Below are 22,474 nucleotides of genomic sequence, written 5' to 3' on the forward strand. Positions count from 1 at the left end.
TAAAAGGACAGGGAAGCATTACCGAAATAAACGTGGCAGAAACCATGAAAGAGATTCGAAAAGCTCTTCTGGATGCCGACGTTAACTATAAAACCGCCAAATCTTTTACCGATGAGGTTAGAGAAAAGGCACTCGGACAGAATGTATTAACCGCTGTATCACCAGGGCAGTTGTTAACCAAACTGATGAATGATGAACTGGCAGCCCTGATGGGCGGCACAGTTGAAGAGCTTAACATCACAGAAAATCCAACGATTATATTAATAGCCGGATTAAACGGTGCCGGTAAAACAACTTTCTCAGGGAAGCTTGCAAATTACCTTGCTACCCAAAAAGGCAAAAAACCGCTTTTAGTTGCGGGTGATGTTTATCGCCCTGCAGCGATTGATCAGCTGGAAGTACTGGGCGGACAGATTAATGTTCCGGTCTACACAGACCGCGAGTCAAAAGATCCTGTTGGAATCGCCAAAGCTGGTATCGCGGAAGCAAAAAAGAACGGACAGAATGTAGTTATCATAGATACAGCGGGCCGTTTGGCAATTGATGAGCAAATGATGAATGAGATCGCGGAAGTGAAATCAAGCACCAATCCTCATGAGATCCTGTTTGTGGTCGATTCAATGACCGGCCAGGATGCTGTTAATACGGCGAAAGTCTTTAATGATCGCCTTGATTTCACTGGTGTGGTATTAACTAAGCTCGATGGTGATACTCGTGGAGGTGCCGCCCTTTCAATTAAATCTGTCGTTAACAAGCCTATAAAGTTCATTGGTACGGGCGAAAAAATGGAGGCCCTTGACGTGTTTTATCCCGACAGGATGGCTTCCAGGATCCTGGGTATGGGTGACGTGGTTTCCCTTGTTGAGCGTGCGCAAATGCAGTTTGACGAAAAAGAAGCTGCAGAGCTGCAAAAGAAGATCCGCAAGAATAAATTCGACTTTAACGATTTCCTTAGCCAGATCCAGCAGATCAAAAAAATGGGTAACATGAAGGATTTGATGGGAATGATACCTGGTGTTGGAAAGGCAATAAAAGATGTAGACATCGATGATAACGCCTTTGTTCCAATCGAATCAATCATCCGCTCGATGACACCTCATGAGCGCGAAAATCCTGACGGTATAAACCAAAGCCGCCGGAGCAGGATAGCTAACGGTTCAGGTACGAACATCACAGAAGTTAATAAGCTGATCAAACAGTTTGAGGATATGCGTAAGGTGATGAAGCAATTCTCTAATCCTGCGGCAGCAGCAAAGATGATGAAGGGTATGCCGAAGATGCCATTTGGAAAGTAAGGTAAATAGTACGTTGCGGTTTTAACGCAGAGAGCGCAAAGTTTTTCGCAGAGGGCGCAGAGCAATGGCTAATATCTTACCCATAAAATTATGCAAACTTTGCGATCTCTGCGGTTAATTATCCGACCAGTTTCGAGCCTTCGCAAATTTCCATCCCTACAACAATATTACACTACACCCCTATTTCCAGTATAATTCTCCCTCTTATTATTCATAGCTTTATACTAACAGTATGAGTAAGAAATGGTTAAGGGATATTTAACATTGATTTTTCTGCTTCTGTCGCTGTGCTCCCGTGCAGCTTCAATACTCATACCTATGGACGAGACCCAGAAAAACCACCTCAAATCTTACGGCATTGCTTACTGGACATTGAAAAAGGATGTTGCTGTCGACTGGCTTCTTAATTACCGCGGAGGAAGTTTTTTAATAAAGTACGCCCAGCTCATTGAAAATGAATGCCGTGTACGTGGGATTTCCTATGAGGTTATCACTGACGGACAGGTAAACGCCATCCTTACTGAAATAGCAAATCCGGAGGTGAACATGGAAATGGTGAAGCTTGAAACGGCCGCAAAAATTGCCGTGTATTCGCCAAACAATGTGTTTACCACTATAGATTATACGGATGCCGTGCAGCTGGCTCTCGAATATGCCGAAATACCCTACGATATTATTTATGATGAAGAAGTACTCAATGGTGTGCTTCCAAAATACGAATGGCTGCATTTGCACCATGAAGACTTCACCGGGCAGTTCGGGTTATCAGGACAGCGGCAATCGCAGGAGGATATTAATATTCAGAAATCGATAGCTAACCGGCATGGCTATACCAAGGTCTCGCAAATGAAACTCACTGTGGCCAAGAACATCAGTAAATTTATAAGCGGCGGCGGTTATCTTTTCGCGATGTGTTCCGCTGGCGAAACGCTGGACGTGGCTCTTGCAGCAGAAGGGATCGACATTGTCGAAAGTAACTACGATGGGGATGGCAGTGATCCGCGTGCGCAGTCTAAGCTTGATTTTAATAAAACGCTTGCCTTCAGCAACTTTATCTTGAAGCCAGACTATCGCGGTTTCTCAAATATCAATGCCGGAAGGTATGCCAATCCCGAGACTGATTTCTTTACTTTATTTAGCTATTCGGCAAAATGGGATCTTGTCCCATCCATGCTTACCCAGGACCATGAGTTCGTCATCAAAGGATTTAACGGGCAGACTACCGCTTTCAATGAAAGCACTGTGAAGTCGAATGTGTTAGTGATGGGCGAAACAAAGCTGGCTGGTGTAGCGCGTTATATTCACGGCGAATTAGGAAACGGGCAATGGACCTACTTTGGCGGGCATGATCCGGAAGGTGACTTCGGCCGAGGTGGAGGTACTAGTTCCCGCGGCTCGGGAGTACGTTTGCCTAACAATCCTGCAGACCGTAAACGCGATCTGAGCCTTACCCCAAATTCACCCGGATACCGCCTGATCCTGAATAATGTGTTGTTTCCCTCTGCTAAGAAAAAGAAACAAAAGACCTGATTGTCAAGCGCTAGATTGGTTTCCAAATTAATTTTTGTAAGTTAGATCACCTATCTTTGAAAAATGAACCTTCCAAAAATCTGGAGTCTGCGATGGTGCAATGCAACACCAATCCCAATATTTGTGGCGATCTTTTTTTGCTTTGCGATGTACCCTTCTGATGATTTGCTCGCACAAGGATATATCGGCATCAGGCTTACCCCAAATTTTACTGCCGAACCAAAAGTTCTGAATAACTCTCCTGCCAATATTTCGACCGGAACAACGACAGCAATAGAGGCTGGTGTAGATTACACCCATATGCTTAACCGTAAATGGGGACTTAGCGCCGGTACCGACTTTGGCGGAGGCAACTGGTCTTACAACCTGAAAGCACCACTTACCGCATTCAAAGGGGGAGGATCGGGAGAAGTAAACATGTCGAGGTTTCATAACTATTTGTATAACTCAGGAACACTTAATACTGTATATAAGGTTTCAGCTCTTGGAAACGATATTCGAATATTTGCAGGCCCTACTTTCAGACTCAATCACTCGCAGCGGGTTGGTACCACGCGCAGGAGAGATAACACTAGAAATGAAATGTATGCAGATGCTACAGCTGCAGGTTCTGACATGCCCGATTTTTCTGTAGAATATCCGGACAACTCCCGGCTCATTACAATCATGTCCGCCGGTGTGGGATACGAGCATACCATAAATAATAACCTCGATGTGATGCTTGGTTTACGCACAAACTGGGGGATAACATCCGTGAAGAGCAAGGTGACCCTAAACATGAATGACAAGATCTATAGGGGATCTATAAATACCAGCTCAAATTATATTGGTTTTGACATTGCCCTGCGATTCAGGACTTTTTCTGACGGATCAAAGGGGAAATCGTAGCTTCCTGATCCACCCGGTACCGCAATCAATTTAACACTGATTAACAAAGCTTAACATTTTCAATCCCATAATATTTGTATGTTAGATAACCTAACTATGAATTATGATTGTTAAAATGCTGTTTTACCTTTCCGTATTCGCCTTTACGATTTTGACTGCGCCATTAGTACATGCTCAGCACAATGAACTAAGCTTTCACCTCACCCCGCATCAACTTTCGGCAACCAGGCTGGAGGTGAGCTCCCCGGTAGTAATGGAAAAAGACCGATTCGCAGGCCTGGGCGGCGTCAGTTATGCCCGGTTTTCTAAAGCTGGTTTCGGTTTAAGGTATGGTTTTAATTTAGGCTATATTAGGGCACGATTCGATATTCAGCCCAAAGATTACCCGAGAGAAATTTTCGGGCCTGTTATTATTTATAACTCCCTGAGCATTGAACCCGTCAAGCGGCTTAATTTTGGGAAATCGCAGTTTGAAGTATTTGGCGGGGCCGATCTTCGCTATTTTCATAGCAATGGATATTCCAGTTACGGTAATCATTACCAGTCAACTGACCCCTCAGAATTCACTGATTATGAAATTAGACTTAGGCCATTCAAAAACAAATTTCAACCAAATCTTTATAGTGGTATAACTTATATTCAGGCTCTGAATGAAACAAACCGAATCAGCATCAGCTTGCTGCAAAACTTTGGCCTGAAAAAACTCGGTGACGGATTAGTGAGTGCTAGTGCCGATAATGGAGGAACTTTCCAGTCAGTCTTTAATTCCGTGACAGATTTCACCGGCATAAGGGTACAATATGGCAATAATGTAAGCAAAAGAACGACGCCGGTCGCTCCTAACGATGGATTAATACGCAAGGCTCTGTACTGGGAAGCTCTCGGCAGTGGAGGTTTATTTTCCTTTAATTATGACAGAAGACTTAAGCCTGGAAATGATGGATTTGGGTTTCGGGTAGGGCTCGGACTCGTGCCGGACCTGGGTGATAACTCGACTTATTTAACGATACCCCTGTATTTTAATCATATCCTCGGAAAAGGAAGAAGCGGATTGGAAACGGCAGTCGGCCTTACTCCCTGGATCGCCGTTAAAGAAGTTGAAAATGATCCGAAATTAAAAGCCTTCCCCTTTCTTAATATCGGATATCGGTTACAGCCCATTGAGAAAGGGTTTTTATTCCGTTTCGGCTGGACTCCAAATATTCATGATGGTAGATTTGATGCGAGAGGTGCGGGATTGTCCTTAGGGTATAGTTTTAAATAATATCACGGAGCAGTTTCTCCTAAGGGATTGGCATAATCATCTTAACATTGATTAACACAACCTAACACTCCTTAACACCTTGGGAAATAGAATAGATGTAGTTTAGATAGAGCTAATCTATGAAATATGTCTGGAGCTAAAGCCTCTGTTACCCTGCATCCCTCATCCTCGGGTGCAGTCATTTATCAAAGTCTTATTTTAGTAATCTTAATAGGGGGTCTGCTCATATTTTCAGGGCATGGAACTAGGGCCCAGGAAAATGGAACACGGCGAAAGTCAGTATAAGCCGAATTTCTGGGAAACGGTGGGTTTCTGACATTAAACTACGATACAAGGCTCAACTTCGACCGGAACGATGGATTAGGAGTGAGAGCGGGAATTGGCTTTGGAGGGTTCCATTTTCTGAATTCGGACCCTTATTGGTTAAATTCTGTGAAGTTCGGGACCAGCTATACATCAGTCCCATTGCAATTGAACTATATTGCTGGCAAAAAAAGGAGTGGTTTGGAAGCCGGGGTCGGAATCACACCAGAATTTACTTTTAATCGAAAAGGTACCGACCCTAATGTCCAGGTAACTGGGATATTGAATTTGGGATACCGACTACAGCCAGTGGATGAAGGACTTTCGCTTCGCGTAACGGCGTCGCCAGGAATTTACCAGGGTAAACTTTTCCCTATTGGCGCGGGTATATCTTTGGGTTATAGTTTTCGGTAATTATTTAGTCGGTCAAGGGGGACCGATTCTAAACGATGGAGAATAATGATTTGGCATCAAGCCGATACACTTCCACTAACTCCCATTCTTTCGCTTCAGCATAATACCGCGCGCGTTGTTCGTGATGTTCTGGACTGTCGCCGATAACCTGTATATCGGTACAACTCTGAGCCAGATGCCGATGCGTTTGTGTGAGTTCATCTGATCATGTATTTAAAGAATTGTTTACCTAAATATAGCAAATACTGATATTCCTGCTAGGAGTATAAATTTCTATCTGGAATGAATTCTATTATTAGCTAAAGAAGATATTTTACTTATAATACCTGATAATTAGCATATCAGTCATTTTAGACGCAACTTTTCCGCTGTGATCCCGTAGACAGTATTGTTTAAATTTTTATCTAATAAAGAAAATCATGAAAAACATGCGAACAAACAAAAACCATTTCCTCACTGCCCCTCTATTAGGGTTGATGTTGGCAGCCCTCTTTGTAGGAGGATGTAAAAAAGAATTTTCATCATCGGGGACGGTTACTAAACCCGATATTACTATGAGTACAGAAGGGGCTCTAGGCAAAATTGAACCACTTCGCGTAAGCCCGAGCGGAGATCTTATTATTACCATGAAAAGTCCATCCGTAAAACGGGTATTTCCAGACCTCCAGGCAAAAGAAAAGATAACCGCCGAATTACGGGAATCTAAGAAAAAGAAAAAAGCCGAAGGCATGACGACATCTAACGTATCCTTCACAGCTACCAACCAAGGCACATACTACGCCTGTTATGGTGAAGTTCCTTCGACGGGACTCCCACATGACTGGTATTTGATTGATTGGTATACAAATGTGTATACTTATATTGGTACATCGGGCGATAACACGATTAATTTCTATGTTGACAAACCGTCTCTTTATGGGCAATACCGTCTGTGGGCTGAGGGTCCGGGGGGTGGGAGTTTTACTGGCTATCAATACCTGGGGGAACCATACACTGGTGTAACAATTAGCAGCGGAATTTTATCGTTTACAGATCAGGCAGCCTATGACGCCGTAGAAACTCGATTGCTAAACGCCTACGAGGCGCATCAAACCTTCATAGATAATTATGATAACCTCAGCTATGATGCAACCGATGCAGCCTTGATTTCGGCAGGCTTTGATGAATTTCTCCCGTATAAAAGATTTGAATCTCACTTCGGTATCAGTTCTCTTCGAGCACAAATCCAAAGCGAAAACGATTATTGGTATACACAAAGCCATTCGGACATGTCCACATTTCCCGATAACGATTATGTTGGTTACTCATACGAGCAACAAACATTGATGAACACAGAAGGTAAATTCGACATGGGTGAAGGCACCATAACTTTGCCTACTACTGTGGCCTTTGGGGGCTGGCCAGACCCACAGAACCCTGGTTCAAATTCCTGCGTATTTCAGGGCCAAAAGAATGGTCACGAGGATTATGGAGACGACAGGACGGTTAGAAAAAAAGTACTAGTTGTAAAATTGGATAATGCAACGAAATTCATAGGAAACAGTCAAACATTTAAGTTAAGAACATATGGTTTGATTACCCCTTCAGTTCAGAAACAGAGAACGAAGGTATATGGTGGTTATTACAACGGGTCTTGTGTTTATCAAAATACATTTGACTCTGGTCTTACTAATTCTGGAGATAAAAAACGATTTTCTCAGCGGGTCGCAGAAAAGAGGGCTGTTGCTATGCTTGCTTCAAAATCAGGTGAGTTTTCAATGGCGGTGACAATAAGTTCACACAGTACGACACCGTTTGTTCAAACATATACACATTAAGCGTATCTTCGTAAAGAAATTTATATGTTACCTCGTTATAAACTTATCATTTTCATATTAACATCAGCCGTAATATTTACGGCTGATGTTTTATCTTGTTATGGACAAAGTGTGGCCATAGGCTTTCGCGGCACTGCGGCATTTTACCCGTCAGTTAAAGTGGTTAATCCATCGCCTTCTAACATTTATGGTCCGGCTGATTTTTCGCCGATTATTGGAATTTATGGGCTAAAGTATTTCAGAATAGGGCGTGTAGGTATTAAAGCTTCCATTGAACGTGGCGGAATCCCTCATAATCTGGGCATCGATGCACCAAGAAATGCATTCGGAACGGGTGGTGGAGGTGACGAACAAATAAACTCGCTATATAGCAGCAATGACATTACTTATAACGCGCTCACACTCTCAGCCGCCTATAAACTACCAGTTAAGAGAAGATTCCTCGAATTTACCGTCGGGCCCAGTATTCGGCATTACGGCTATGATAAGGGAGGATACGAGGGTATGATATTTGCGTATAACAGAAGTGTGCCGTACGATTTCGAAGACCCTGCTTCCGGACCCGCTGACTTGGTTACAAGAATTTATGGTTTGGATAAATTCCAAGTCAGTTTTCCAGTCTCGGTAGACTATGTCATCAGAACAACCAAACGCACCCAATTCAAGGTTGGAATTATGCACAACATCGCAAATCCACTTTCAGGTGAACTCGAGGTCATGATGAATGGTAAGATTTACGAGGGCACATTTCAGCCAAGAACTGGATTCTGGGGCTTGAATCTCCAATATGAACGATTATCAAAAAAATCGGCCATATCCTATACAAAACGATAACTACCTACTGCTGTGTTAAGCGGGTATAGAAGGGCGATATTTATTGAAAATTACATACGCCCCGGCCTATCATCAGTTAATTATGACGTTCGACTAAAAAAGGACGTTAATTCTGGATTTGGAGTTGCTGCCGGTTTTGGCTTAGGAGCTGGCTACTATGTAGAAATTACCAATGACAATAAGAACAGTAGGAAATGATTACTGGCTTTGCCGATTGGTCTCAACTATATTCTGGGTGCAAAAAGGCATGGTCTGGAATTGGGAGTAGGCATAACACCCCAGATACCCATTGAGTAAGTTCGTGAAGGTAGGGATGAATTCAGTGATTTTTATATCCCAGTTCGTATTGGATACCGCTTTCAGCCTTTGGGAGAAGGTCTCATTGCCCTTGTAGCTATTCTTCCAATTGGTGAAAAGACTCCCACAACTAACTTCGGATTTGACGAGTTTAACGTTGGAATATCACTGGGTTATAGTTTTAAGTAAGAACATATCGAAAATCTGCAGTTATATAGTTTTAAGAAAATTCCTAACCGTTGATAACTTTCTATTTTAAACGGATCTACCAGATCCGAAAAATTGGGTCGCTATTATTTTTCACTCACAAAGTGTGAGATGATTCTGCTGAGATAACTATTTTAGATAGACTCCAATTCATGTTTATGGAAAAAATTGATGATTACTTCCGATTCACACTTTTTATAGTGTTTTCCTTTGCTATCGTGTATTCTCTTAATTTTTCCCTTAACCTTGTCTTTGGCGCACTTCTTAAAAACTACAGTACAACAATTATGATTTCATCATTAATCGTCGCACTCCTTTTTATGGTCATTGGAACGATTTGTTTCGGATCAGTAGCTTTTCTTGTGAGAAAGCTCAATTCCGTTAGGAGAAAGGGAGTGATAATCGTTGTCCCTGTTTGTTTGCATATTCGATGTGGACTGTGAGAAATATTTTTACCCGTTGGCATATCGAATACGGGTACGATCAGGAAGCCCTTGCATATAAAGTTGCCCTATACTCAGTGTGCTTCCTAATGCTGTATATGACTTATAAGATAAGTAGGATCCTTTCTATAAGCAAGTAGTCGTGAGCATGGGTATTGTTATGAGTGAGTTTAGTGTATGCAAAGCCTCGTTCACTCATTCCTAACGAAAAAGCCACCCTTTCGGTGGCTTTCGTCTTGGATTTCTATTTGTTCGGATAACTTTACATAATTCCGCTGCGACCACCGCTTCAAACATCTTGGTGTGATAATGGGTTTTGCTTTCTTTCTCCTTAACGTATTGATGTCGAAGCACAGGGTGCTGCAACACCGCGTATTCAAGCAACTGTCCACGTGGTTTAAGCGAGTATGGTGCTTGAGATCTTCTCTTGTAAAGAGCGTGATTTCGCATCGATACCGTGTTGCCAACGCTTGAACCTTATCCAGTACCTGTTGTAGTGGGGAGTCCGGTGTTATAAGTGGAGGTATCTTTATAGCAATATTCGTGATCGCATTTCGAACAATGTATTTTTCATATCGTGCAAGAATGGCTTTTTCCTTTGCTTCCGACCACTACCCGGCGAAGAGAGGTGTTTCCCATACCGTTAGTTCATTTCCCTGGAGAACGGCAACACCCGTTCTCCTCGTTCCGAGACTAACAGCCAGGATATTCATCGTTTGGATATTCTTCATCTTCTATATAGTCCTTCTCAGGTTGGCTAGCAACAAGGTGATTAAACAATGCACCCCGAGAAGTACGAATGCTTGTTTCTGGAAGTGATGCGACACTTACCTTTCCCTCATTCCTTTAACCCTCTCACTCCTCCACCTCCGGCATTTTGTAATTTAGTTTCCTACCTAATACACCATGCCAGTAAAAACCTACGGGAGCTCTGTTTTCGGGATTGAAGCCATAACCATCACCATCGAGGTTAATATGAGCGGCGGCACAAAATACTTCATAGTGGGCCTGCCGGATAACGCAGTAAGGGAGAGTTTATTCCGCATAGAGAGTGCGCTCAACAACTCTGGTTACAAAATGCCCCGGCGAAAGATCGTGGTAAACCTTGCTCCCGCAGATATACGTAAGGAGGGGTCTTCGTATGACCTTCCAATTGCTATGGGAATCCTTGCAGAATCCAGTCAGATAACGCGTGAAAAGCTCAAAGAGTTCTTAATAATGGGTGAGGTTTCTCTGGACGGCGGCTTGCAGCCGATCAAAGGTGCCTTGCCTATAGCGATACAAGGAAAGCGTGATGGGTTCAAAGGATTAATTCTTCCTAAAGTAAATGCGAGGGAAGCTGCGATAGTCGAAGATTTTGAAGTATATGGTGTAGAAAACCTATACGATGTCATCCAGTTCTTCATCGGGAAAAAGCCATTGGAGCGTACTATTGTCGACACAAAACAAGAATTTCTAAATAACATCAGTAATTACGAAAGCGACTTCTCTGATGTTAAAGGCCAGGAAAATATAAAGCGCGCCCTGGAGATAGCGGCTGCCGGAGGACATAATGTGATACTCATCGGACCGCCCGGCGCCGGCAAAACCATGCTCGCCAAAAGGCTTCCCACCATCCTGCCCCCTTTAAATTTATACGAAGCACTCGATACCACGAAGATCCATTCCGTAGCCGGGAAATTATCTGCATCCGATTCTATCATGACCGTCAGGCCGTTCAGATCTCCGCATCACACCATTTCGGACGTTGCCCTCGTCGGCGGAGGAACTAATCCCCAGCCCGGAGAAATATCACTTGCGCATAATGGAGTTCTTTTCCTGGACGAATTGCCTGAATTTAAACGCACGGTTCTGGAGGTGATGCGGCAGCCACTGGAAGAGCGGCGGGTAACTATCTCCCGGGCGAAATGTACGATAGACTATCCCGCAAGCTTTATGCTGGTGGCATCTATGAACCCCTGCCCCTGCGGTTTTTACAATCATCCCGAAAAGGAATGTATCTGTGGCCCGGGTGTTGTTCAACGGTATCTGAGTAAGATCTCAGGCCCTTTGCTCGACCGCATCGACCTGCATGTCGAGGTGACACCAGTAAACTTCAGCGAGCTCTCATCCGACCGACCGGCAGAGAAAAGCAAATTAATCCGGGAACGCGTAACCGCCGGCCGGGAGATCCAGCACCTGCGCTTTGAGGAAAAAGAAGATGTGTTCTGCAACGCACAAATGAGCCCCAATATGGTGAGGAACATTTGTAAGATCAATGATGCCGGGCAGGCGCTTTTAAAACAGGCTATGGAAAAGCTCGGATTATCTGCACGCGCGTACGACCGCATCCTCAAAGTTTCACGCACTATCGCCGACCTGGCACAAAGTGATGAAATACAGCTGGAGCACCTGGCCGAAGCGATACATTACAGGAGTCTGGATAGAGATGGCTGGGCGGGGTGAAGCTCTGCTGTTTTGTTTTTAGAAATTCTAAAATAAATTATTATTATCTAAATTATTTATATATTTGTAAATGTGATTTATGGTTATTATCAGCTATGGAACACTTCGCGATTTTTTTGAAAAGCACGCGAATTCCAAAGACGCACTTAACAATTGGTACCGGATCGTTTTGAAAAGCAACTGGTCTGATTATCACGAAATGAAAATAATGTTTAACTCTGTTGATGCGGCAGGAAATGACCGGTTTGTTTTTAATATCAGAGGGAACAACTATAGATTGGTCGCCCTGATATTTTTTGATATCCGAACCGTTTATATCCGTTTTGTGGGTACGCATAAAGAATATGATAACATAGACTGTTCCAGGGTTTAACAAAACTCAGGGGCAACACAGAAAGTATTAAAAATCTTTAGGGAATGGAAAAGGTAACGGGCGAAGAAAAGTACAAAGAGATCATGAAAAGGGTTGATAGCCTTATGGCTAAAGGCAGCGAACGTGTTTCCAAAAAAGAACTGGTAGAAATTCGTGAGCTTGCCGTAAGCCTTCAGGATTATGAACAAAAGAAATATGTAATCGATCCGCCTTCCACTCTAGCCGGAATGATTGAAATGCGCATGTTCGAAATGCGCCTGAAACAAAAAGATGTTGCTAAAAAACTAAGAATAAGTGACGCAAAGCTTTCACTGATCATGAATGGCAAGCAAAAGCCGGATGTTGATTTCCTCAAGGCAGTCCATACCGAACTCAAGGTTGACGCTGAATTCATTTTGCGACATACGTAATAACAGGCCTCGGTCAACCTCCGGAATTAAAACTGAAGTGTAACGGGCGAATGGTCAACTTTCCACTATCAACTCTCCATTAATTTCCTCTACCTTTGTTTAGATGGATTACCAGGTACACACCCTGCAGAGCGGAATACGCGTTTTGCACAAACCCACAGCTTCTAACATTTCTCATGCCTGCATTATAGTCAATGCGGGTTCGCGGGATGAGGGTGATTCTAAAGACGGCCTGGCGCATTTTATCGAACACCTGCTCTTTAAAAAAACCGAAAGAAGAAATACAAACCAGATACTTAACCGGCTTGAGCTTGTTGGCGCAGATCTTAATGCCTATACCACGAAGGAATATACCTGCGTTCACGCGTCGTTTCTAAAACCTCATCTGGAGCGCTCACTCGATCTGTTTGAAGACATTGTTTTTCACTCGGTATTTCCGGAGGATGAGATGGCAAAAGAGAAAGACGTCATCCTCGATGAGATCAGCTCCTATCACGACCAGCCTGACGAAGCGATAAATGACGATTTCGAAGACCTGCTTTTTGAGGGGCACCCGCTGGGTAGAAACATCCTTGGCACGCTAAAGTCAGTTAAGTCATTTACTCAGAAGGATATTTTGGACTTTCTTCGGTCAAACTACATGACGGATGAAATTATAATCGGCGTTTGCGGTGATTATAATTTTAAAAATCTGATCCGGGTTTCTGAGAAGATCTTCGGTAAGATCCCGCGGAACAAACAAGAGCGGAAAAGAACGGTTATCAATTCTTATACTCCTAATGAGCTCCGCTTCAACAAGCCTATAAATCAGTCGCATTGCGTAATTGGCAACCGTTCATACGCTATGCATCACGAACACAAAACAGGCTTTTTGCTTTTGAACAATCTTCTTGGAGGTATCGGAATGAGCTCACGGCTTAACCTCGAGATCCGTGAAAAACATGGTATTGCTTATACTATTGAGTCGAATTATACACCGATGAGTGATACCGGAATCTTCTCTATCTATTTGGGTACGGACCCTGAAAAAATGCCAAAAGCATTAAAGCTCGTGGAGCGTGAGCTACAGAAACTCAGGGATCAAAAACTCGGGCCCATACAATTACACCAGGCTAAACAGAAGTTCATCGGCCAGATTGCTCTCGGCGAAGAGAACCGGATGGGTTTAATAATTTCCATGAGCAAGAGCCTTCTTGATTATGGAAAAGTGGATTCGCTGGAAGAAGTATTCGCCAGGATTAATGCAGTATCATCATCTCAAATCCTGGAAATAGCCAACCAAATGTTTGATCCTACTTTATTAAGCAGGCTGACATTTGATCCGCAGGAGCTATCCTGAGTCTGAATAAGATCAATCTCAAATCTGTATGCTCTCCATTTAGAATAATTCTAAATAGTTTTTAAATTATAATTACTCTTGCTACTTTTGCATCAGAATAAAATGAGTCTAAATAACAATAGATATATGAACACCCAAAAAACCTATGCCTTTATCTTAATTTTTTTCATTTCACTTTCGAGCTTTATTACAGTCGCGGAAGGGATCAAAAGCAGCATCATACAGGGTAAGATCACAACTGCTGACGGCCTTCCGGCTGCTTACGTCAATGTAGGAGTGAAAGGTATTAAAAGCACCATTTCAGATGAAAACGGATTTTATATCCTAAAGAATATCCCCGCTGGCAACCACATCATTAAAGTTTCCTATGTTGGTCTGATTGGTGAGGAAAAATCTATTTCCTTAAACTAAAGTGTGAATCCCATAACGCCTCGACAATTTCTAACAACTTTATCATACAAATTCTAATAAAAGCCGGGGATAACATCTCCGGCTCTTTGCGTTAAGCTAATTATATCCCTGATATGAAACAAAATTTACCAAAATCTGCATGGCCAAAAGTCCGTAAATTTTTGACCGATGTGCATTTGTGGCTGGGCCTTGGAAGCGGACTGATCGTGCTGGCTATCTGCTTTAGCGGAACCATCTACGTTTACAATACAGAGATCAGGGAATTAGCACAGCCGGAGTTATATCGCGTCGAGTCTGATGCCGGAGCTGCAAAGCTTTCGCCGGAAGATATAATTACGCGCGTCTCAAATGAAACAGGCGGAAAAGTTATAAGCATTAAGATCCCTTCGGATCCTGAGAGATCGTATGTTCTTTCTGTCAGGAAAGAAGAAGAAGAAGGGAAAGGTGAAAAGAAGGAGGGAGCAGGAAAAGGAGAGCGTGAGCGGTTTGATAAGAAAGAAGGCGGTAACGGTGTCAAAAAAGGTGAGGGTCAGGATAAATCTGCGGCCGGTGCGGCGGCACCGGCAGCACCACCCCGCACACAATACTTTGTTAACCCCTACACCGGCGAAATTCTTGGAAACAGTCAGGATAAAACGGCTGTCTCCGTATTTATGGGGTATTTATTCAGTTTGCACAGATGGCTGCTCCTTGACAAGATCAAAGAACCCTTGTTTGGCGAGCTGCCGAATAAAACTCTCGGCAGTTATATTAGCGGTACTGCGACGATCCTATTCACTTTGGGAGTTATTACGGGATTCGTTATCTGGTTCCCTCACCGTGTCAGCAACTGGAAACAGGGCCTCAAGGTTAAATGGAATGCCAACTGGAAACGCGTAAATCATGACCTGCATAATAGTCTGGGTTTCTACAGTTGCATTTTCCTGTTTATGATGGGTATAACGGGACCGCAATGGTCATTCCCCTGGTACCGGGAAGCGCTTAGGAAAACTTTGGGCACCTATCAGCCAGCAGATGCTCCTAAACCAGAAGCTCCAAAATCTGCTATGCAGCCCGGTCTTTCTTTGAAACCTCTTAGTATCTCCGATTACATCAAGGCAGCAGATCAAAGCCTGAAATATAAGGGTGATAATTTGGTAACTCTTGCTGCTGATTCGTCAGAAGCTATTGCGGTCAGCAAAACACGGACTGGCTTTTTCGCCCCGGTTGCCGCAGATAAATTGTTTCTCGACCAGTATTCAGGAAAAGTTCTGCAAACTGACATCTTCAGGGAAAAGCCCATCAATGAAAGGATCTCCAATTCCATTAAGGCAATTCATGTTGGCGACGTTTACGGCAGTTTCACCAAGCTTTTATATTTTCTTGCTTGCTTAGTTGCAACGAGCCTGCCGATAACAGGAACAATGATCTGGCTGAATAAACTGAAAAAAAGATAAGTAGCCCGGGATACATTCAGACGATACCCTGGTCATTGATGCCAGCGAAGGGTCGGTATTTGCTTCCTAGACGAAAGAAACATATTTTTGCTCTATGAAACTCCCTATTATCGCCTATGGTGATTCCGTTTTGAGAAAGAAAGCTGCCGACATAAGCCAGGATTATCCTGAGCTGGATGTGTTAATAGCTAACATGTTCGAAACGATGTACGGCGCCCACGGTGTGGGTTTGGCTGCTCCTCAGATAGGCTTTTCAATCCGCCTGTTTGTGATTGACGCGACTTCTTTTGCAGAAGATGAACCCGCGCTTAAGGATTTCAAAAAAGTATTTATCAATGCTCACATCGTTGAAGAAAGCGGAGAAAAGTGGACGTTCAATGAGGGCTGCCTTAGTATTCCGGAGATCCGTGAGGATGTAAACAGACAAGACACTGTTAAGATCTCATATTACGATGAGAATTGGAACCAGCACGAAGAAACATTTAATGGTTTAGCGGCCCGCATTATTCAGCATGAATACGATCACATAGAAGGAAAACTATTCACTGATAAATTAAGCCCTCTTCGTAAAGCTATGCTTAAAAACAGGCTTGATTCTATCTCGAAAGGATTAGTGAAAGTAGAATATAAAATGAAATTCCCGGCTCTTAAAAAAGGCAGGCGCTAAGAATTACTGTCCCCGGCTCTTATCCCCGTTTACAATCTGCTGAATGAGTGCCCCCCAAGCAAATGGGTTAAGCAACGGGTTTGCCAGACGCTGGTTGATATTCCTGTTGGTCAGGCGCGCGTGGTTATTCTGGAAATTATAGCTCTGCATTTCAGCGCCGTCTCTCGGAAGGCTGGCCATCATTGCGGAGAGGCTTTCTTTCGACACATTTTTCCGGGCTATCTCCAGATCATCATCGGCAAATTTCATCGTCATGAATTCCTTTTTGAATTCATCTGTACTCGCCCAGGGATAAACCCGCACAGCAGGCAGATTAATAACGTCCTGCTTCATGGCAACCACAACAGTATAACTGCTTTCTGAAATATCCTGAGGAATAACCAGGCCTTCTTTTTTATAACCAATTGCCGTGAATAACAATGTATCTCCCACATTCGCTACAAAGGAGAAATAGCCTTTGTAGTTGGCAGCATAGAATTGCGCTTTGCCGGTTACATTAGTAATAGTTACATAAGGTACAACCGTGTTACTATCGACATTAACGATTACTCCTGAGAATTGCACAAGCTTTTTCGCAACGGTTTGGGAAAACCCTGCCGTTGCAGCGAATAAAAGGATCAGAAATAACGTTATGCGCATTTTCAAAGTTAATATAATAGGGGTCGCAGGATTGTTAAATTGTGTTAAAACACTTCTCTACGGGGATAAACGGGTATTTCTCTATTGTATTGTTACTGTAGTCTTTCGGGAAGAACGGCAGCGGGGTCATCTATATCCGTTAAGTTGATAGCTTCTATACCCCCTATTTCAGGAACAGACCTCATAATCGCCTGCTCTATACCTGCTTTAAGTGTCATTATACTCATCGGACATGAACCGCATGATCCTAATAAACGTAAGCGCACAATATTATCGGGGGTGATCTCCTCGACTGATACATTTCCACCATCAGCCTCGAGATAGGGACGGATAGTATCCAATGCAGCTTCAACTCTTTCCAACAAATTCATGGTGTTCTATTTTCATTTGTATATTATTTTGTTTTTTATGGTAATGAGCCTGCCTACCGCAGGCAGGCTTATATTCATATCGTTGTGTGAGCGGCAAGCTCATGCAGGTTTTATAAAGATACGAATTTTTTAAAAAATGTTATTTAACAGCGTTTCGGATGGCAACCTGCTGGGCGACTTTTTCGGCAATCTGCATAAATGCTTCCCCCATCAGGTCGTTTTCATTCAGAATTACTGGCTTGCCTCCATCGCCGGCATCGCTTATGCTTTTCACTAATGGTATTTCACCTAAGAATGGGATCCCATACTGCTGTGCGAGTACCTGGCCACCATTTTGTCCAAATATGTAATATTTGTTCTCAGGCAATTCAGCAGTAGGAAAGTAGGTCAGGTGTTCTACCACGCCCAGTAAAGGAATATTGATCGAATCCATTAAAAACATACCAACTCCCTTTCTAGCATCGGCAAGGGCTACATTTTGCGGAGTAGTCACGATTACCGCACCGGTGATCGGAAAGCCCTGGGTAATCGTAATATGGATATCGCCTGTACCCGGAGGAAGATCGACTATCATATAATCCAGCTCACCCCAGTCTGCATCGTTAAATAATTGCTTAACAGCTGTAGAAACCATTGGTCCCCGCCACGGCACAGGTTGGTTTGGATCGGTAAAAAAGCCTATTGATAATAGCTTGATCCCGTATTTTTCAATTGGCTCTATCCTGGTTTTGCCTTCTGCATTCTGAGAAGCCTGCGGACGCTCGCCTTCGACACCAAACATAATCGGGATTGATGGGCCATAGATATCTGCATCGATAAGCCCAACTTTTGCGCCTTTCTTCGCGAGACCAAGTGCAAGGTTAACCGCAACGGTAGATTTACCGACGCCGCCTTTTCCGGATGCTACTACAATAATATTTTTGATGCCTTTCAGGCCGGGCTCTATCCTGCTCGTCACCCTGGAACTCATATTGATTGATATTTCAGCGTCTTTACTTACAAAATGCAATATTGCGTTCCTGCAAGCGTTTTCCAGCATATCTTTCATAGGACACGCTGGCGTTGTCAGCACAACCGTGAAACTAACTTTATTACCGTCGATCTTCAGATCTTCTATCATGTTTAGAGTAACCAGATCTTTTTTTAGATCGGGATCTTCAACATATCGTAACGCGCTAAAAATCTGTTCGGAGGTAATCATTTCAGGGTTTAGGGAAAATTTGTTTTTTATCAGGTTGTTTTGTTTTTAGTACTGAACCGGCCAAGCAGATGGACGAACTGAATTAGCTACACCAACGCAGACAGGCCTGCCTGCGGTAGACAGGCTTTTTTATATATTTGTCAGCGGCGGCTTCTCAGTTTTATAAGCCTGACGCAAATCTACTAAACCGGAAGGGTTTATCACTAGCAGATAAAGGGATTTTACAGTGGTTTGACCCGCAAAATAAAATATGGCCAAAACGTTTCTAAGACTTAATACGTTATCTCTCAAAAGATCGGGAAACCCTCTTATGCAGATACCTCGGAAATACATTAAAATAGCGCTTATTACCCTAACAAGTCTTCTTGTTATCATCATAATTGCCGGCAGTATTGCCTATGCCAAAAGAGAGGCGATACTACGGGCAGCAATCCAAAAAGGAATTACTAAAGCTAAGCGGGATTACGATCTGGAAGTTAAGATCGGCAGTGCGAATTTTGCGGGGCTCAGCACGGTGAACTTTAAGAACATTACCGTCGTACCGGAAGGTCGCGATAGCCTTGCGAATATTCAGAATTTCAAAGTTGGCGTTAAGCTGTTTCCCCTGTTATTCGGGGATATAAAGCTTTCCGAAATTATCTTAAATAAGGGGCAGATAAACCTTGTGAAAAGAGATTCGATAAGTAATTACGATTTTATTTTCCGGAAGAAAAACGTGGACAGTACGGAGACGAAATCTGAATTAAATCTTTCTAAACTGGCTAACAGCCTGATCAACCAATTGCTTTATAAGATCCCGGACGAAATGGATATCCGGGATTTTGAAGTAAAGTTCAGAGATGACACCAGCGCACTGAATTTTTATACAACCAGCGCAACTATTGATGGCGGCGATGTTGAATCCACAATAAAGGTTAACGGGAACGAGTCAACCTGGCATGTGCAGGGGACAGTTGACCCCGCGGATCAGCAACTCGACCTGATGATGTTCGCGGACAATAAAAAAGTGGAACTGCCCTTTCTTGAAAAGAAATTCGGCCTTAAACTAAGTTTTGATACGGCCTCCACCGAGATGAAAGGGATACAAAAGAGCGGCGATGAATTGGAAATAAATGGATCATGGGGTGTAAAAAACCTTTTGGTCAATCATGTAAGGATATCTGCGAACAATATTATTGTGCCCAACGCTTCCCTCGACGCTGTTATGGTGATCGGAAAGAATTTTGTTTCAATTGACAGTACGTCAACAATTCATGTAAAGGATATTTCCATCCATCCGTTTATTAAATACACACTTTCTCCCACTAAGATCTATGAGCTGAAAGTGCATACAGATGAGATGGATGCGCAACAGGTGATAAACTCTTTTCCTCAGGGCCTCTTTGAATCCCTGGAGGGGTTGCAGGTTAAGGGTAAAGTAAAATATGATCTTGATTTTTACCTGGATTCAAAAATGCCTGACAGTGTAATTTTTAACTCTGAGCTGAAAAACGTTGATTTTAAGGTAGTAAGGTGGGGTAAAGCAAATCTCCAGAAGATAAATAAGACATTCGTTTATACTCCGTTCGAGTACGGAAAGCCAATGCGTAATATTGTCGTAGGACCAGAAAATCCCGATTACGTTCCGATTGATCAAATCTCTCCTAATTTAAAGAACGCACTTCTGACTGCCGAGGATCCCTCATTCTACAGCCATAATGGATTCGTTGCAGAGTCTTTCCGAAAATCTATTATCACCAATTTTAAAGAAAAAGCTTTCAAACGTGGTGGAAGTACGATCTCCATGCAGCTGGTAAAAAACGTTTATCTGAGCAGGCAGAAAACAATGGCACGAAAGGCGGAAGAAATGCTGATTGTATGGATCATTGAAAACGGCAATCTCTCAAGCAAGCAGCGAATGTTCGAGATCTATCTCAATCTGATCGAATGGGGCAGGAATGTTTATGGAATAGGTGAGGCTGCAAGATATTATTTTGGGAAACACCCCTCTCAGCTTGATATTGGCGAAGGGATCTTTCTGGCCAGCATAGTGCCGCGCCCCAAAGGAGGCCTCTACCGCTTCGATGGCGACGGGAGCTTACGGCAATCGTTACGCGGATATTTCCGGCTCATAGGAGGCCTTATGGCGCGGAGGGGGTTAACCGCCCGGGACAGTAGTGCCTACGGGTTCTACTCTGTCAGGTTAAGAGAAGGGTTAAGGTCGGGTATACCTATGGTTGACTCATTGACTGCCGATAGTTTGATGGTTGTAGAGCCGGAGGAGGAGTTGACCATTCTGGAAAAGATAATTGGAAAAAGACGCCCGGATACCGTTGCGGTAAAAGACGTAAATAAGCCGAAGCCTGTAAGCAAGGATACCGTAGCTGCACCTGCCGATACAAGGAAAACACGAAGGGAGCAGCGGCGTGAACAAAGAGACGTCAAAAAGAATGAAGACGATTAAGTTTGCTTAAATTTAAGATATGAGGATTGAAATAGACGAAAAGGCTTTTGACCTGATGCTGGAATATGAGCAGATTAAAAAAAGGATCCGACTAATCGGCATTCAGTTGAATGTTGATTTTGAGACCCGAATCCCGGTTTTCGTTGGCGTTTTAAATGGCAGCTTCATTTTTCTTGCCGATCTGATAAAGGAAATCAATATTTCATCCGAAGTGACTTTCGTCAAGGTGTCGTCTTACGAGGGCGATAAAAGCGCTGGCAAGATCAAAAAGGAGATCGGTCTGCAAATGAACCTGAAGGGGAGAGACGTTATAATTGTTGAAGACATAGTTGATAGCGGAAAGACTTTACGATACATCCTGGATATGATAAACAAGGAAGAGCCGGCATCGGTTAATGTGTGTACGCTCCTTTTGAAACCTAACTCCCTAAAGACGAAGTTTGACGAGATCTGCTACATTGGTTTTGAGATCCCTGATGAATTTGTTGTTGGTTATGGACTGGATTACAATGGGCTCGGCAGGAACTTGAGAGATATTTATCGGGCGGTTTCTAAATAGCTATTTGACCACATAGTTTTTTATCGCAGTTCACGAATGTCTTTATTCTTTGCTGCTCGTTCTTTAATCTGCAAATTGCCGGAAAAATGTATTTTTGCTTAAACATTCAGCCAAAAAATGACCACTCATAAGGAAGGATACTCGTCCATAGCGCTATGCATACTATTTATTTTTATTCTCAATGCTATTGTTCATTATCTGCTTCCCGAGACTGCATGGCTTCACTGGATAATCTATATCCTTTCGTTCACACTCTTTGTAATTATTCTTCAATTCTTCAGAAGCCCAACTATTCTTGTTCAACAAAATGAAGATCAGGTTATATGCCCCGCCGACGGGAAGGTTGTCGTAATCGAGGAAACGGATGAAACGGAATACTTAAAAGACAGGCGGATCCAGATCTCTGTTTTTATGTCGCCGATAAATGTTCACGTAAACAGGAATCCGATCTCAGGAATAGTGAAATATTCAAAACACCATGCAGGTAAATTCCTGGTAGCATGGCATCCAAAGTCTTCCACTGAAAATGAGCGCACAACAGTCGTAATTGAAAACGGCAAAGGCGTTTCTGTTCTGTTTCGCCAAATAGCAGGTGCATTAGCAAGGCGGATTGTTTGTTATTCTAAAGAGGGTGAAGAAGCAATTCAGGGCGAGCAATTCGGTTTTATTAAGTTTGGTTCACGTGTGGACATATTCTTGCCACTGGGAACTGAAGTTAATGTTGACCTAAATCAGGCTGTTAAAGGCGGGATCACTGTTCTGGCGTACCTGAGGACGGCGCAAAAACGGTCGAAAGCGGAAGACAATTAACAGACCTATAAACCGGATTTTTCGTCACGATATTCGTTCAGGATCGTCTGCACTGGTAAGGCGAATTTTGCTCCATTA

General features: G+C 43.2%; 20 protein-coding genes. 17 read left to right on the forward strand and 3 right to left on the reverse strand.

Annotated elements, in window-relative coordinates; all coding sequences use genetic code 11:
• The 14 genes from ffh to def all read left to right on the forward strand — a co-directional run.
• Nucleotides 1–1,295, forward strand: a 1,295-nt coding sequence (gene ffh / locus WKF69_RS09850; protein ID WP_340381513.1) for a signal recognition particle protein, incomplete at its 5' end; no start/stop codon positions are given.
• A 318-nt stretch (nucleotides 1,296–1,613) separates the two neighbouring features.
• On the forward strand, nucleotides 1,614–2,825 hold the full coding sequence (locus tag WKF69_RS09855; RefSeq protein ID WP_340381514.1) for an asparagine synthetase B: 1,212 nt from the start codon (nucleotides 1,614–1,616) through the stop codon (nucleotides 2,823–2,825).
• A gap of 63 nt (nucleotides 2,826–2,888) precedes the next feature.
• The gene (locus WKF69_RS09860; RefSeq protein WP_340381516.1) at nucleotides 2,889–3,713 is read left to right on the forward strand and encodes a hypothetical protein; all 825 of its coding nucleotides are present in this window, start codon (nucleotides 2,889–2,891) and stop codon (nucleotides 3,711–3,713) included.
• A gap of 103 nt (nucleotides 3,714–3,816) precedes the next feature.
• Nucleotides 3,817–4,977 carry a hypothetical protein gene (locus WKF69_RS09865; RefSeq protein WP_340381518.1) on the forward strand — a complete coding sequence of 387 codons (1,161 nt, stop codon included), beginning with the start codon at nucleotides 3,817–3,819 and terminating at the stop codon, nucleotides 4,975–4,977.
• A 432-nt stretch (nucleotides 4,978–5,409) separates the two neighbouring features.
• Nucleotides 5,410–5,694, forward strand: a complete 285-nt coding sequence (locus tag WKF69_RS09870; RefSeq protein ID WP_340381520.1) for a hypothetical protein — start codon at nucleotides 5,410–5,412, stop codon at nucleotides 5,692–5,694.
• 419 nt (nucleotides 5,695–6,113) lie between these two features.
• A complete protein-coding gene (locus WKF69_RS09875; RefSeq protein ID WP_340381522.1) occupies nucleotides 6,114–7,511 on the forward strand; it encodes a hypothetical protein in 1,398 nt (465 codons plus the stop codon).
• A gap of 24 nt (nucleotides 7,512–7,535) precedes the next feature.
• Complete coding sequence (locus WKF69_RS09880; RefSeq protein ID WP_340381524.1) at nucleotides 7,536–8,345, forward strand: hypothetical protein; 810 nt, start codon at nucleotides 7,536–7,538, stop codon at nucleotides 8,343–8,345.
• 1,853 nt (nucleotides 8,346–10,198) lie between these two features.
• Entirely contained in the window at nucleotides 10,199–11,737 is a 1,539-nt protein-coding gene (locus WKF69_RS09885) for a YifB family Mg chelatase-like AAA ATPase (RefSeq protein WP_340381526.1), read from the forward strand.
• Between the two features lie 79 nt (nucleotides 11,738–11,816).
• Complete coding sequence (locus tag WKF69_RS09890) at nucleotides 11,817–12,110, forward strand: type II toxin-antitoxin system HigB family toxin (RefSeq protein ID WP_340381528.1); 294 nt, start codon at nucleotides 11,817–11,819, stop codon at nucleotides 12,108–12,110.
• Nucleotides 12,111–12,154: 44 nt separating this feature from the next.
• Nucleotides 12,155–12,520, forward strand: a complete 366-nt coding sequence (locus tag WKF69_RS09895) for a helix-turn-helix domain-containing protein (RefSeq protein WP_340381530.1) — start codon at nucleotides 12,155–12,157, stop codon at nucleotides 12,518–12,520.
• A gap of 103 nt (nucleotides 12,521–12,623) precedes the next feature.
• Nucleotides 12,624–13,859, forward strand: a complete 1,236-nt coding sequence (locus WKF69_RS09900) for a pitrilysin family protein (protein WP_340381532.1) — start codon at nucleotides 12,624–12,626, stop codon at nucleotides 13,857–13,859.
• 126 nt (nucleotides 13,860–13,985) lie between these two features.
• A complete protein-coding gene (locus WKF69_RS09905) occupies nucleotides 13,986–14,270 on the forward strand; it encodes a carboxypeptidase-like regulatory domain-containing protein (RefSeq protein ID WP_340381534.1) in 285 nt (94 codons plus the stop codon).
• Between the two features lie 113 nt (nucleotides 14,271–14,383).
• The gene (locus WKF69_RS09910; protein WP_340381536.1) at nucleotides 14,384–15,706 is read left to right on the forward strand and encodes a PepSY-associated TM helix domain-containing protein; all 1,323 of its coding nucleotides are present in this window, start codon (nucleotides 14,384–14,386) and stop codon (nucleotides 15,704–15,706) included.
• A gap of 94 nt (nucleotides 15,707–15,800) precedes the next feature.
• Complete coding sequence (def, locus tag WKF69_RS09915; protein WP_340381538.1) at nucleotides 15,801–16,373, forward strand: peptide deformylase; 573 nt, start codon at nucleotides 15,801–15,803, stop codon at nucleotides 16,371–16,373.
• Nucleotides 16,374–16,376: 3 nt separating this feature from the next.
• Here def and WKF69_RS09920 read toward each other — a convergent pair whose 3' ends face one another.
• The 3 genes from WKF69_RS09920 to WKF69_RS09930 form a co-directional block, all read right to left on the reverse strand.
• Nucleotides 16,377–17,012: a hypothetical protein gene (locus WKF69_RS09920; RefSeq protein ID WP_340381540.1), complete on the reverse strand. Its 636-nt coding sequence runs from the start codon at nucleotides 17,010–17,012 to the stop codon at nucleotides 16,377–16,379.
• 92 nt (nucleotides 17,013–17,104) lie between these two features.
• Nucleotides 17,105–17,383: a NifU family protein gene (locus tag WKF69_RS09925; protein ID WP_340381542.1), complete on the reverse strand. Its 279-nt coding sequence runs from the start codon at nucleotides 17,381–17,383 to the stop codon at nucleotides 17,105–17,107.
• 139 nt (nucleotides 17,384–17,522) lie between these two features.
• On the reverse strand, nucleotides 17,523–18,584 hold the full coding sequence (locus tag WKF69_RS09930; protein ID WP_340381544.1) for an Mrp/NBP35 family ATP-binding protein: 1,062 nt from the start codon (nucleotides 18,582–18,584) through the stop codon (nucleotides 17,523–17,525).
• 310 nt (nucleotides 18,585–18,894) lie between these two features.
• Between WKF69_RS09930 and WKF69_RS09935 the strand changes: the two genes are divergently transcribed.
• The 3 genes from WKF69_RS09935 (at nucleotide 18,895) to WKF69_RS09945 (ending at nucleotide 22,396) form a co-directional block, all read left to right on the forward strand.
• Entirely contained in the window at nucleotides 18,895–21,027 is a 2,133-nt protein-coding gene (locus WKF69_RS09935) for a biosynthetic peptidoglycan transglycosylase (protein WP_340381546.1), read from the forward strand.
• A gap of 19 nt (nucleotides 21,028–21,046) precedes the next feature.
• Nucleotides 21,047–21,586, forward strand: a complete 540-nt coding sequence (hpt, locus tag WKF69_RS09940; protein WP_340381548.1) for a hypoxanthine phosphoribosyltransferase — start codon at nucleotides 21,047–21,049, stop codon at nucleotides 21,584–21,586.
• Between the two features lie 117 nt (nucleotides 21,587–21,703).
• A complete protein-coding gene (locus WKF69_RS09945) occupies nucleotides 21,704–22,396 on the forward strand; it encodes a phosphatidylserine decarboxylase family protein (protein ID WP_340381550.1) in 693 nt (230 codons plus the stop codon).
• The last annotated feature ends 78 nt before the right edge of the window (nucleotides 22,397–22,474 follow it).

It is taken from the genome of Daejeonella sp. (assembly GCF_037719425.1).
Lineage (GTDB): Bacteria > Bacteroidota > Bacteroidia > Sphingobacteriales > Sphingobacteriaceae > Daejeonella.